This window comes from Paenibacillus xylanilyticus (genome assembly GCF_013359935.1).
Classification (GTDB): Bacteria; Bacillota; Bacilli; order Paenibacillales; family Paenibacillaceae; genus Paenibacillus; species Paenibacillus xylanilyticus.
Map to the genome: position 1 here is coordinate 206456 of NZ_JABMCB010000192.1, position 12430 is coordinate 218885.

The following is a 12430-nucleotide window of genomic DNA, read 5'->3' on the forward strand; positions in this document are numbered from 1 at the left end:
CCTGTCCGGTAAGCTTCTGCCACTTGTGTTGGCAGGAGCTTTTTTTATCCTGGAAACAGTGAATTTAGCTAGTAACGATAGGCTGTACACTTCTCATTTACAGATGAATACCATGTATCCTTCCATCATCTTATGTATATCATATGGATATACAATTACGGAAGGGTGAGATATAATTGGAGCATCTATCAAATGAAAGGCGTGGGATTGCGATGACAACAGCCACACTGAGTAAATGGGGAAATAGCAGTGCAATTCGTATTCCGAACCAATTGCTTAAACGCCTTAATCTGGAGGAAGGTACGGAAATCGAAATTTTGGTGACAGAAGATAATGAATTATTGTTGCGTCCAAAAACAAAGCCTACAGAATCCAACGAGGAGCTGCGTACCCATCTAAAGACGCTGCTCTCTAAAGTGAAACAGGATACGAGACATGAAGAGATCGACTTTGGCACAGAAGGGAAAGAGTTGCTGTGATCATTCCCAAGCGAGGAGATTTGATATGGCTTGATTTTGATCCCCAAGCGGGTCATGAACAGGCCGGGAGGCGACCAGCGGTTGTTTTATCCGAACATGAGTTTAATGAAGTAACGGGGTTTGCCGTTGTATGCCCCATAACTAGCCAGGCCAAGGACTATCCTTTTGAAGTAGCTCTACCAGAAGAACAGCCATTTACGGGTGTTGTTTTGACGGATCAGTTAAAGAGTCTGGATGTACGGCAGCGGCGTATCCACATTGCAGGGCATGTCGAACCGGACTCCGAATTCATGAAATCCGTTCTACGCAATGTTCGTTCAATCCTGGCATAATAGAAACTCATAAACAGAACACCCCTAAATCCACGTCGAACTGAGACATGGATTTTTTTGCTTACAATTTGTATACTCCTGCTGAGCTAGCTTTTGATAATCTTGTTTAATATCAACTTTCCCCCTTGCTTAGCAACAATCGATTAATATATTGAAGAAGAGCCTGACGATTAGGTCAGGCTCTTCTTGGCAACATACTTCGGCGCTGTAACATTTGAATCCTGTCGTTTCAAGAATTTTTTGCTTGGGCGATGCAGTAACACAACTAATAAAGCATAAAGTTGAATAAGTGCGGCTATTAGTCCCTCATTTAATACACCCATAAATAAAGCAATACTCAGGAACGTAACAGTGGATTTGAACTTTCGTTGGGTGATGGAAAAGACAGCAAGTAAACTGGGAATCACCCAAAACATTATTCTGGCGGTTAGTTCGGCAGAGACGTCACCAAGATCGCTTCCTGTAATCGGAGGATCAAGATAGGCTTCTGGATTTCGACTGAAAATAGAAACAAATACGATAAAGGTGATTATGTAGAAAATGATTTTGCAGCTCAACAAGATTCGAACTCCATTCAGCAATGCGGGTAACTTTGGTTTTAACATTCTATTCACAGACTCCATTCTACAACTAAATCTATACTTGCAGATCCCGCTTCGAGTACTGCCGCACATGAGCTTCCTGCTTGAGATACATCTTGCTCGGTTTGTGGAGCAGAAGGACCAGCAGCATAAACAGATGCAGCAGCACCAGGAAATTTTGGAGGAACGCAGCAGTAAACAAGAAGGTAAGGCTCATAAAGGTGATCGTCAGTTTATATCTCCGTTTAGCAATGAATACCATGGTCAGGATCGGTGGTCCCAGAATCAGCAGGGTACGGATGCCAGCATTCGTGAAATATGCGGCCTGATCGGATAGTGGAAACGCGGCGTAATCATCGCCATGCAGCAGGATATCGTAGATTAAAAAGCCCATGGCAATCCCGATATAGATCGTCTGCACCCCCAATAAGGCTCGGATGACGTTTAATAATGTGGGCATTTTTGTATTCAATTCCTGTTCTCTCCCTAATAAATATGTATTTCCTTGATTATACGTAAGTGATGTCATAATTTGTATTAAACCAAAGTCTATATTTATCAATCGGTTGTCGCCCCCTTTGTCCTAGAAAGCATCTGGGAAAAAGCTACAGAGGAACTGCACGAATATGAAAGGAAGCAGGCACCATCCCCCCTGCCTGGGGAGGTTTTAATGGTATACGTGTGCCCAGGCTCAAAATATTCTAAGCCAATGCTGTGTCCACTGAACAATTCAGAGATAAATTCCGATATAAAGAAAATACATAAAATTGGACTACATCATGATGAGAATGGAAGGTGTAATGGTTTGAAGTTATTCGGTAAGGTGAAGGGGAACATGGCGAACATGTCTTTCAGGGTCAGATTGCCGCTGATGATCAGTTTGCTGGTATGTGTGGTGCTGGTGGCAACGGCAGTCCTGTGTTACAGAGTGGCAGAGAGTATCACGCTGGATAAAAGCAAGGACGAAATTAAGGCGACTTCCGACCGGATCGGTGCGGGATTGTTCACCTCGCTAACGTTGGAAGAACAGTCCACATTCCTGATTACAACACATCGTACATTCCAGGACCTGTTGGAGATTCGAAATAGCGAAGGACGGAGTGATGATGAGTTTTTCTCGGAAAATAGTGAGCTGATCGACAAAGCCAATGGCATATTGGCAGATAGTCTCGCAGGGATGGAAGGTAACAGCAATATTATTTTGCTGGACAAGGAAGGGACAATTGTTTCCGCGAACGATCCGTCGGCTCTCAAAGGGGAACGTGCAGATCGTGATTATTTCAAAAAGGCCATTCAAGGCCAAAATGTAATTAGCGATGGGATTATTTCGAAAACGCTCGGGACGTTGGGTACGGCGTTCGCCATGCCAATTTACAATGATAATAACCAAGTGGAAGGTGTGCTGGTGTCTACCGCAACTACGTCGTTCTTCGTTAACCAGCTGCAAGACATTGAGATTAATGAAGAGGGTAACGTCATCATTTTGGATCGTATAGGTACGGTCATGTTTAATTCATCCGATGAGAAGATGGCAGGCCAAAAGATGGAGTCCGGGGAATATCAGACATTGATCGATTTGCCTCCAAGCGAACAGCTGCAGCAGGGGGAAATCAGCTCGGAAGAAAAAGTGGTGTTCTATTCGAAAATTCCACGCTCTGATTGGACCATAATTGTGGAGGATACATACGAGGATGTGCGCAAGCCGCTCGTATCCATGGCAACGAAAATGTATATCGTGCTGTTCAGTGCCATAGCGATTTCCATTGCAGCCGGAATTCTGATCTCACTTCTGGTAACGAGACCGATTACCAGACTGACCGGACTGTTCAGACAGCTCGCAGGCGGAGACCTGACTGTTCGGGCAGAAGGCAAATACAGCGGGGAGTTCAAGGAACTGGCTGACAGCTTCAACACGATGGCGGGAGCCAACAGACAGCTGATCTCCAGCATGAACAGCTCCATTCATACGTTGAATACAAGCACAACCGAGCTGGATCAATCCACGCAGCAGACTTCCGCAACCATTGCAGATACAACATCGACGGCAATGGAAATTTCGCGGGCGATGGAATCACAGGCAAGCGATACGGAATCCATCGTGGATAAATTCATGAATGTGGGAAGCAAAATTGCCAGCGTGAACGAGAAGTCGCAGGCGGTGAAACGTAAGGCGGATGAGATTACCGATGCATTCGAAAACAATCATGAGGTTGTCGATAAGCTCATAGCCGTGAACAATCAGAACGAGATCGAAGTCGGCAATATTTCAAAAATTACAGTGCAGCTTGCCGAGAGTTCCTCCGGCATTCATCAGATTACGGGTACGATTGCCGAAATTGCGAACCAGACGAAGCTGCTTGCACTCAATGCGTCCATTGAGGCTGCACGAGCGGGCGATCAGGGACGCGGCTTCGCCGTCGTTGCCTCGGAGATCCGCAAACTGGCAGAACAGACAACGGCGCAATCGGAGGACATCAAGCGGATTGTGATGCAGACGATCGAACATGTCGAACAGAACAACCGCAGCGTACAGGCCATAGAGGCCATTGCGGTTCAGCATAAGAGCAGTGTAAACCAAACCAAGGAAACCTTCACTTTTGTTACGCAAAATATGCATGAGATCATGGACCAGATACAGGCCATTGCCTCCGAGATCGAATCCATTGAGCGGGACAAGGATGATGTCCTTGGGTCTGCACAGAACTTGTCTGCTTCCGGTGAGGAAGTCTCAGCTTCGGTTGAGGAAGTGACTGCAACGATGCAGGAGCAAGCGGGCATGACAGAACATTTGGCAGAGATGGTGCAAACGATTGATGCTTTGACCAAACGGCTTGCTGAGGAAGCATCAAGGTTTAAAACGAATTAACAAATGATGTAAGCAAATGATGTAACCATCTGGCGCATTAAGTAGGCATCATAATGGTCATTTGCTTTAACTAAACGGTGTAAATGAAGAAGACGTGCAAGGGACCCCAATCGGTAATGATTGATGATGTCCCTGCACGTCTTTTAAATTTAGGGTGTTGAGGAGATGCCCGTCTTGGCGAATCGGGACAGGGCAAACCTCGAGATATCCTGGTCCGTATGTCCTGTCTGTACCAGATCGGACAGTATTTTGCCAATCGCACTAGCAAATTTGAAGCCGTGACCCGAAAATCCGCCTGCCAGCCAAACATGCTCATGCAGCGGGTGACGATCAATAATAAAGTCCTCATCAGGCGTCATTTCGTATTTGCATACGCTGCCACGTTTTAGCTTGCCGGCCGCCAGCGGCATCCGTTGCTCAAGCAATCTTCGAATATCACCCTCGTCTGTTTCTTCCGTACCGAATGGAGCCAGTGCGTTACTTGGTGTCCATTCTTGTCCAGTATCATGACGGCCAATCTTCACTCCGGCCCCACCAATGCTGGGAAATCCGTAATAAACACCTTCTGGTCCGGACAGCGTGAAACCAGGAAATTGTTCCTCGGCGAACAATGCTTCCGGTGCTTCAAACCACCCTACTGTTTTGCGTACGGCACGGATCGGGAGGTCCACGAACGGTTTCAACGTCTGAAACCAGGCACCTGGGCTGAGTATCAGCTGATTTGCGTGATATGTATCACCAGCAGACGTTTTTACCGCTACGGAATGTGGGCCACATTCGACATGCTCCACAAGAGTATGCGTTAACAGGGTGGCACCCTGTTGTTCTGCGGCTTGCCGATAAGCCAGAATGCAGCGTTCACTGAACAGATAACCAGCGTCCGGTTCATACATGCCCTCGTAATGTTCGGGTATGGTAATCCCTGGCCAGCGCTTCATAACTTCTCTTGCACGCATGACTTCATATGGCACACCCGCTGCATCTGCATGAGTCAACCGGTCGCGAAACGAATGGAAGTCTGGATCAACCATGTTGATGACCCCTGAACGAACAAGCAGATTACTTCCAGTGATATCCTCCAGCTCCTGCCATAAATTCTGGGCAAGAAGCGCCATGGTTATGTAATCAGGTCCCCCACTGTATACATGGCGAATCAATCGGGACTCTCCATGATGGCTGCCTTCGGTATGTGGGGGATCAAAGGCATCGATTAGCAGTGTTTTTAACCCGCTCCGTGCGAGATAATAACCTGCACTCATCCCCATGGAGCCCGCTCCAACGATAATAACGTCATAAGATTGTGTGATAAGAGCTCCTCCTCTTGTGAATCTATCAGGCTTGAATAGCTTACATGATAATGTAGACTTGAAAACCAGTTTGGTCAAGATGCAGCTTATAAAGAATAACAATACGGTAATAGAAAATGTTGATTGAGAAAGGGGTTGTATGCTGCCATGGATCGTGATAGAGTTTTGAACCATACAATCCGACCGGATTAATTGGTTTTAGAGATTGAATTAACCCGGACTCTGATGAAGGAGAGTGAAGTCAACGTCAATCGATAGCCAGGAAGCATCATCATTTCCCAGAGCCCGACCTATGCCGAAATCGTACTTGAACCCGCCTATAACCAGGCCAGACAGCATCTGCTGAACCCCATGATGGCCGTAAACAAAGCACATCTGATTATGCTTCGCGAACAACGCATTATACCGGAGCAGGAAGCGATTCGCATCGCCTCAGCCATTCAAAGCCTTCCTGTGAACAAACTTCGGACCAGCGAATATTCCTCCAGCGTGGAAGACTTGTTTTTTCAGGTTGAATATGAGCTGGAGAAGCTTGGCGGGGAATGCACCGGAAATCTGCATGTGGCCAGAAGCCGCAACGATATGGGTATAGCCATGTATCGTATGGTGCTGAGAGAGAAGCTGAGCACAGCCATTGCTTCAGGTCTGTCCCTGCACCGAAGTCTACGGAATTTTGCATCAAGGCACATTCATACCCTCATAATTGCACATACCCACACACAACAAGCCCAACCCACAACACTTGCCCATTACATCTGTGCCGTTGGGGATTCGCTGGAACGCGACCTCCAACGATTGAAAACAGCCTATGCTGGCTGTAACCGCAGCAGCCTGGGTGCTGCAGCGCTCACCACTTCCGGTTTTCCGATCTCCCGGGAACGAACCGCTGAGCTGCTCGCCTTCGAAGGTATTATTGAGAATGCCTATGATGCTGTCAGCGGTGCGGATTATGCAGGCGAAGCGGCTTCTGCTGCGCAGCTTGCGGCAGTCCATTTGGGACGACATGTCCAGGACCTGCTCTTATGGTGCACGCAGGAATATGGCGGATTATTGGTTGCAGCATCCTACGTCCAGATTAGTTCAATCATGCCGCAAAAACGAAATCCGGTCTCTCTCGAACACGCCCGTTCACTTCTCTCCAGCGCGAAGGGGGATGCAGCCACCGTTCTAGGCATGATGCATAACACTCCTTTTGGCGACATTGTGGATACGGAAGACGATATGCAGCCTTATCTATGGAGAAGCCTGAATACGTTGGAATCCGTATACCGTTTGCTGTCCGAAATCTTTCAATCACTCCGGGTGAATGAAGCGTTGCTTCGTGAGCGGGCAGAAAACAGTTTCGCTACAGTGACTGAACTTGCGGATACGCTGGTTCGCACGGAAGGCCTGTCATTTCGTCAATCCCATTCCATTGTGAGCCGTTTGGTTACCCAATTAACTGAATTCGGCACGCCCATATCCGGTCTTACCTTGGAGATGGTCCAGGCTGCCGTGCAGAACATGACGAACATACCTCTTGCCCTAACCCGGGAAAAATTGCGGGAATCGATATCTCCACGACATTTTGTAAACATCCGACATGTTCGGGGTGGGCCCAATCCGGATGAAGTTCATAGGGCATTGTCGAGTCAGGCCATAAGACTTGGCGAACTGGAAGAATGGAGCCGTGATGTTGTCTGCCGACTCCGTTCCGTAGAAGGGAACCTGGACCATATTTTGAACGACTGGCTTAACAGAACCTAAACGGAAGGAGCAAAACGATGTTCTCCAATCCTGATTTTCAAGTTTTTGATATCCATGCCCATCTACCTTACAAACTCCTGCTGTCCCAGCATAAAACTCATGAATTGGTATCACGTTATGGGCGGGAACGGAGTGAGCGCATGCGACTTTCCTGGGATTTCCCCTCGGGTGAGGTAACTCCAGAGGATGCGGCAAGGCCCCTGATTGACCGGTGGGTGGATGAATTGGACAAATACCATACTGGCGGACTTAACTTCCTGACAGCTCTGGATAATGCCAGGCTCGCCGAGCAGATATCCAAGTACCCGGACCGGTTTACCGGCTTCGCCTTTCACCCAATTGAGGATGAGGATGCTGCATTTGAGCTGAGACGTGCGGTTGATGAATTGGGTCTGCGGGGGTACAAACTTTTTGGCCCGCTGACCCAGATTCCCTTTGACACCCCTTCTCTTGATCCGGTATGGGAGTTTCTTGCGGAGCGGCGCCTGCCTGTATTGATTCATTTTGGCCTGCTCGGCCATGCCGGAGGGATCGTTCATCATCCGAACATCAACCCGCTTGCCATTTTTAACACGGCCCGTGCCTATCCGGATATTCCTTTCATCATCCCTCATTTTGGAGCGGGTTATTTCCAAGAGTTGCTTCATCTAAGTTGGAGCTGCCCCAACGTTTATGTCGATACCTCCGGTTCCAACCAGTGGGTACGCTGGATGCCGTATGAGCTGAACCTGGAGACGTTGTTTCGCAAAACCTATGAATTGCTGGGTCCGGAGCGAATCATTTTTGGGACAGATGCGAGTGGATTTCCACGCGGTTACCCGTATCGCTATTTGCAGGATCAGGTCCGGGTCTGCCGGGAACTTCGTTTCCACGAAGCGGATATTGAGCTGATCTTTGGTAATAACGCAAGGCGGCTGCTGAAGCTGCCCATCGTGAACAGAGTGGGAACCAAGGCGGATTAAGTCAGTCAAGGTAAACACATTTTTGCCATCCATTTGAAGGAGAAGGGGAGTGGTTCTATTTTGACCATATCACGTATGAATCCAATGAAGCAGCGCAGGGGCCTTCGATTTTTAGTTATCGGCGTTCTGTTATTAAGTATTACGGCTTGTTCAGCGAAGTCATCCGGTGAGTCACTGGAATCCGGTACAGCTTCGAGTGGCGAGTCTGAGCCTGTTACGATTGAATATTGGCAGTATGAGTTCCCGGCCAAGGTGGAGCTGATTGATACCTTGATCAAGGAATTTGAGAGTGAACATCCCGATATCAAAGTGAAACAAACCAATTTCCCTTACGATCAATACAATCAAAAGGTAGCTACACTTGTGCCTGCCGGCAAAGGGCCGGACGTCATTAATCTGTATTACGGATGGTTGCCCAAATACGTGCAATCCGGTTATTTGCAGCCCTTGCCGGAAAGTAAATTTCCCGGTATAGCCGATAATTTTTTCCCTTTTGTCGAGACAGCCAAGCTGGGCGGAAATTATTACGCTCTGCCTACGGGTGTGAGAACACTCGGGTTGTTCTATAACAAGGATCTGTTTGCCAAGGCAGGACTGGACCCCGAAAAACCTCCCGCCACTTGGGAAGAGCTTGTCACTGATGCCAAAGCCTTAACGGAGACGGATAAGAATGGACAGTTCGTAATCGAAGGCTTTGCCTGGGAACCGGGTTCCCAGCTTCATCACTGGTTCCGCGATGGACTGCTGTATCAGGCGGGAGGCAAGGATACCAGCGAGGATCGACGTCAGATTCTGTGGAATGAGTCACCTGCGGGGCTGGAAGCATTCGAGTATCTGGTCGATTTTGCGACCGTGCACAAGGTCGGGATTAACGGTTTTTATACCGATGATGCTAACGCGTTCAAAACCGGGCATGCCGCAATCAACGTGGATGGTTCATACCGGCTGGGTTCCATCAAAAAGGACGCACCTGATTTGAATTTTGCTGTGGCACCTCTGCCCACGTACAAAGGAAAATCGACCCAGGCATCATTCTGGGCCAATGCCATTCCTGCCAATGTTACGGGGAAGAAATTGGAGGCAGCAACAGCATTCCTGCAGTTCCTGATCAGCAAGGGCGTTCAGGAGCAATGGGTGGAGAAAGTGGGTGAACTGCCTGCCCAGAAAGAAGTGGCCCTTCAGGACAAGTATGTTAACGATCCGCTGCTGGGACCGTTTATCTCCCAGCTGAACGATGCCAACGCCCACTTCTTCATTGACGAAACGCAGGAGCGCACATTATTTGTCAATGCAGTGGATGAAGTACTGCTGAATGGTGTTTCCGAGGAAGAGGCCTTTAATGATCTGGTAACCAAAACCCAAAAGCTGTATGACGATTATTGGGCGAAGCAGGATAAGCAAAAATAAGGCCTGATCAGGGAGGCTGGCAAAACATATGAGAACTACCGGCGTAATCCCTTCACGGCCGAAACGGCGTTCGTTTTCCGAACGGGGATTAAGAAAGTTCAATTATAGGCAGAAGAGATTGTTATTTATTTATGGCGGATTGCTGCTCCCGCTGCTCTACTTTGTTGTCGTCCGCATTCTCCCCATCCTCTATTCCTTTAATGTAAGCTTTCGCGAATGGGGCATGCTGTCACCGGATAAGCCTTTTGTAGGTCTGGACAATTACACGACGCTTCTAAGTGACTCGCTATTCCTTAAGGCACTACTGAATACGGGGATTTATGTTGTAGTAGGTGTACCTGCGCAGTTGATTGCGGGGTTGGTCGTCGCGCTGCTTCTGCAGCAGGTGGTGAAGCTCCGGGGACTGTTCAGGACGGCCTATTTTATCCCCTACGTGACCAGTGTGGTGGCGGTCAGCTGGGTGTTCCGATGGCTGCTGATGAAAAACGGGATCGTGAATTCCCTGTTTATCGAGGCGGGTCTTGGCCCGCAGTCGTTTCTGTATTCGCCTTCCCAAGCGATCTTCTGGATCGTTGCGGTGATGGTCTGGCAGAATATCGGATTTCAAATGCTTATCTTTCTCGCAGGACTTGAGAATATTCCGAAAATGTACTATGAGGCAGCGTCCATTGACGGAGCGGCAGCTTGGCAGCGTTTTGTACATATCACCTTGCCGCTGATAAATCCGGTGATGCTGCTGTCCGTTGTGATGGCAAGCATCGGGTTTCTGCAATCCTTCACCCAGGTGCTGAATATGACGGGGGGTGGCCCGCTGGATTCAACCATATCTGTTGTGCTGCACATCTACAATCTCGCTTTCAAGAGTTTTGATATGGGCATGGCTTCCGCAGCAACCGTCATTTTGTTTGCCATTATACTCATGCTGACCTTGATTCAACTGAAAATACTGGGCAGCCGTTATCAACAGGAGTAATACGAAAGGAGGCTGCGTTGCAGGATGAGCAGATCTGCCGCATGGCCCGCATCCCGAGCTGCTGTTCATTGGAAAAGCTCCGCGTCCTGGATCAGTTATATTTTGCTTACACTCGGGCTCGGCGTGATGGTGTTTCCGTTTCTGTGGATGATCTCCACGTCATTCAAGACATTGGATGAGATTTATTCGTTGAGCCTGTTTCCTTCCCGTTTCACCTGGGAGAACTATGCTACGATGTTTCGTGAAACCCCGTTTCCCGCATGGATGCTGAACAGCCTGTATATTGCTGTCATCGCAACTGCAAGTGTGGTTGTATTTGATTCCATTACCGGATACATATTGGCCAAATTTTCGTTTTGGGGGAAACAGGTCATTTTTGTACTGATTCTTAGCACATTGATGGTACCAACTGAAATGCTGATCATTCCGTGGTATCTGGTATCGAGCAGTTTGAACGGCATGGATACGTACTGGGGCATTCTCTTTCCCGGATTGATTTCGGGGTTTGGCATTTTTCTGATGAAGCAGTTCATGGAATCCCTGCCCTCAGAGTTACTGGATGCGGCGCGGATTGACGGTATGGGAGAATGGGGCATCTTTCTTCGCATTGCTGTCCCGCTGGTGAAGCCGGCGCTGGCAACCCTGTGCATTTTAACGTTCCTGGGAAGCTGGAATTCATTCATCTGGCCGCTGATTATTACGCAGAGCGAGGAGATGTTTACGATACCGGTTGGAATGGCCTTCTTTTCAAGTGAAGCCAAAGACAGCAGCAACTGGGTGCAAATTATGACAGGTGCGACACTTTCCGTTCTTCCGCTCGTCATCCTCTTTCTGTGCTTCCAGAAACAGATTATTCGTGGCATCGCTACAACCGGTCTCAAATAGGCCAAAATCCTGCCGAATATAGCCTTCATAACAAAAGCCGGTCACTCCACCCTGGAGTACCGGCTTTTGCATATGTGTTTAGGCGGAGTAAAATAAATCAGCGGACGAACCAACTGAGCGGCTCTGGTGAAGCGTTTGCCGTATCCCGAAGATCATGGACCTTGACATTGCTGCCGTAGATCATGGAATCACTGCTCAGACGATAGGAAGGGAAGCTGTTTTCCGATTGCAGTCGCAGGTTGGATTCGAAGTAAATCTGCTGCTGTTTGTTGATGAGAAAAGGAAGCGTACCGGATTCAATCGGAATGTCATCACTATCCGGTTCGTTAACGATCAGGAGGACCGCAGTGCCGTCGCATCCGCATCCATCGGTGTCATAAAACAGCTTTAAATAGCCTGGCCGATCTCCCAGCATCGCGTTAAGTCTTGATTCTGCCAGCGGGCTGACCTGAATGATCATAACGTCGTTCACACTCCTCTAATCACCTTATGAATTCGCTTACAATCTAATATATGGGCGAGTGGTGTAAAATAGAAGGGGAATCGACGCTAAAATAAAGGAAAATATCCGCTGATCCGGCAGGCCCTGGAGGCCGGGCCGGGGACGGTTGTCTTTTGTGGACATACGCACTGGGATACGCCCCTTGTGCAGCTGAAGAACGGCACAAAGATCGTAAATGCCGACAGCAAGCTGTTTATTTTGACACGCTATATAAGTTGAACTAAACAATTACACAATAACGGAGAGGACAGAACCAATCTGTAGAAGCGGAGCGTTCGCCTTTATCCCCGGATTTTCCCCTTATATATAGGGAATCAGAAAAATCTGGGGATAACAGCGATCGGAAGATGGTTCTGACCGCACAGTGGTTCAGTGTAAAATGATTCGCTC

At 48.3% G+C, this 12430-nt stretch carries 12 protein-coding genes; 8 read left to right on the top strand and 4 right to left on the bottom strand.

Annotated features, from left to right (window positions below; all coding sequences use genetic code 11):
- Window positions 1-212 precede the first annotated feature (212 nt).
- Both HP552_RS20845 and HP552_RS20850 read left to right on the top strand, forming a co-directional pair.
- Entirely contained in the window at window positions 213-479 is a 267-nt protein-coding gene (locus tag HP552_RS20845) for an AbrB/MazE/SpoVT family DNA-binding domain-containing protein (RefSeq protein ID WP_246310988.1), read from the top strand.
- Complete coding sequence (locus HP552_RS20850; protein WP_175397315.1) at window positions 476-811, top strand: type II toxin-antitoxin system PemK/MazF family toxin; 336 nt, start codon at window positions 476-478, stop codon at window positions 809-811. The genes HP552_RS20845 and HP552_RS20850 overlap by 4 nt, the downstream gene beginning before the upstream one ends.
- A 170-nt stretch (window positions 812-981) precedes the next feature.
- Here HP552_RS20850 and HP552_RS20855 read toward each other — a convergent pair whose 3' ends face one another.
- Together HP552_RS20855 and HP552_RS20860 are read right to left on the bottom strand one after the other, a co-directional pair.
- A complete protein-coding gene (locus HP552_RS20855) occupies window positions 982-1416 on the bottom strand; it encodes a hypothetical protein (protein ID WP_175397316.1) in 435 nt (144 codons plus the stop codon).
- Window positions 1417-1447: 31 nt separating this feature from the next.
- Complete coding sequence (locus tag HP552_RS20860; RefSeq protein WP_175397317.1) at window positions 1448-1864, bottom strand: hypothetical protein; 417 nt, start codon at window positions 1862-1864, stop codon at window positions 1448-1450.
- 363 nt (window positions 1865-2227) lie between these two features.
- On the opposite strand from HP552_RS20860, the gene HP552_RS20865 reads away from it, so the two are divergent.
- On the top strand, window positions 2228-4258 hold the full coding sequence (locus HP552_RS20865) for a methyl-accepting chemotaxis protein (protein ID WP_175397318.1): 2031 nt from the start codon (window positions 2228-2230) through the stop codon (window positions 4256-4258).
- A gap of 149 nt (window positions 4259-4407) precedes the next feature.
- Here the strand turns inward: HP552_RS20865 and solA are convergent, their stop codons facing one another.
- The gene (gene solA / locus HP552_RS20870) at window positions 4408-5565 is read right to left on the bottom strand and encodes an N-methyl-L-tryptophan oxidase (protein WP_312884330.1); all 1158 of its coding nucleotides are present in this window, start codon (window positions 5563-5565) and stop codon (window positions 4408-4410) included.
- Between the two features lie 351 nt (window positions 5566-5916).
- Between solA and argH the strand changes: the two genes are divergently transcribed.
- From argH to HP552_RS20895, 5 genes are read left to right on the top strand one after another with little or no spacing between them, the layout of a single operon-like run.
- Entirely contained in the window at window positions 5917-7311 is a 1395-nt protein-coding gene (argH, locus tag HP552_RS20875) for an argininosuccinate lyase (protein WP_175397320.1), read from the top strand.
- A 17-nt stretch (window positions 7312-7328) separates the two neighbouring features.
- On the top strand, window positions 7329-8273 hold the full coding sequence (locus HP552_RS20880) for an amidohydrolase family protein (protein ID WP_175397321.1): 945 nt from the start codon (window positions 7329-7331) through the stop codon (window positions 8271-8273).
- A 60-nt stretch (window positions 8274-8333) separates the two neighbouring features.
- The gene (locus HP552_RS20885; RefSeq protein ID WP_246310990.1) at window positions 8334-9680 is read left to right on the top strand and encodes a sugar ABC transporter substrate-binding protein; all 1347 of its coding nucleotides are present in this window, start codon (window positions 8334-8336) and stop codon (window positions 9678-9680) included.
- Between the two features lie 28 nt (window positions 9681-9708).
- Window positions 9709-10653 (top strand): carbohydrate ABC transporter permease, encoded by a 945-nt coding sequence (locus tag HP552_RS20890; protein ID WP_175397322.1) that lies wholly within the window; start codon window positions 9709-9711, stop codon window positions 10651-10653.
- Between the two features lie 24 nt (window positions 10654-10677).
- Entirely contained in the window at window positions 10678-11538 is an 861-nt protein-coding gene (locus tag HP552_RS20895; protein WP_175397323.1) for a carbohydrate ABC transporter permease, read from the top strand.
- 97 nt (window positions 11539-11635) lie between these two features.
- Here the strand turns inward: HP552_RS20895 and HP552_RS20900 are convergent, their stop codons facing one another.
- On the bottom strand, window positions 11636-12010 hold the full coding sequence (locus HP552_RS20900; RefSeq protein WP_312884322.1) for an iron-sulfur cluster biosynthesis family protein: 375 nt from the start codon (window positions 12008-12010) through the stop codon (window positions 11636-11638).
- Window positions 12011-12430 lie beyond the last annotated feature (420 nt).